This is a genomic window from Mycobacterium sp. E2497 (assembly GCF_001668695.1).
In the GTDB taxonomy this organism is placed as follows: domain Bacteria; phylum Actinomycetota; class Actinomycetes; order Mycobacteriales; family Mycobacteriaceae; genus Mycobacterium.
The window spans coordinates 1-590 of record NZ_LZKD01000292.1 but is presented as its reverse complement, the minus strand read 5'-3'; the positions used below and the strand labels follow the sequence as shown (position 1 = coordinate 590).

The following is a 590-nucleotide window of genomic DNA, read 5'->3' as shown; positions in this document are numbered from 1 at the left end:
CACGGTGGACAAGCTGACCTTCGATCCGGCCGGATTCGGTTTCGCCCGAGCCGATCTCGGTGACCTGCTGGGCGGTGCGCTGGTGGAGGAATCCGCGCTCATCGCGCGCTGGCTGGCCGGTCCTGGGGTGCGCATCGTCCGGGTCGACGACTCCCCCGACGCCGCCGGCTGGGCATCACCGCTGCGCTCAGCCGGCGCGTGGGCATCGTGGGCGGCCTCGGCGCGCTCGGCGCGGTTGGCCTACGAGCAGACCTCGGCCCAAGCGGCGCAATACGATTCAGAGCTGCTCGCCGAACCGCACCCATCGCGCGAGCAGCTCTTCGGCCGCGCCGGAGTCGATCGCCGCGCCGGCGCGCCGCAGCCCGTCCTCCCACGCCGGCAACCATTCAGCGCGGCTGGATAGACCGGCGTGGGCGACCAGGGCCCCGGCGGCGTTGAGCACCACGGCGTCCCGGACCGGTCCCTTGCCGCCGGCCAGCACCGCACGCACCTCGGCGGCGTTGGCTTGCGCGTCACCGCCCAGCAGGTCACCGAGATCGGCTCGGGCGAAACCGAATCCGGCCGGATCGAAGGTCAGCTTGTCCACCGTG

The 590-nt window shown here is 72.9% G+C and carries 2 pseudogenes; one reads left to right on the top strand and one right to left on the bottom strand.

Features of this window, described 5'->3' with window-relative positions:
- Positions 1-77: pseudogene (locus A5713_RS29805) on the top strand (hypothetical protein); the annotation flags it as partial.
- Between the two features lie 200 nt (positions 78-277).
- Here A5713_RS29805 and A5713_RS26520 read toward each other — a convergent pair.
- Positions 278-590 (bottom strand): annotated as a pseudogene (locus A5713_RS26520) (anthranilate phosphoribosyltransferase); the annotation flags it as partial.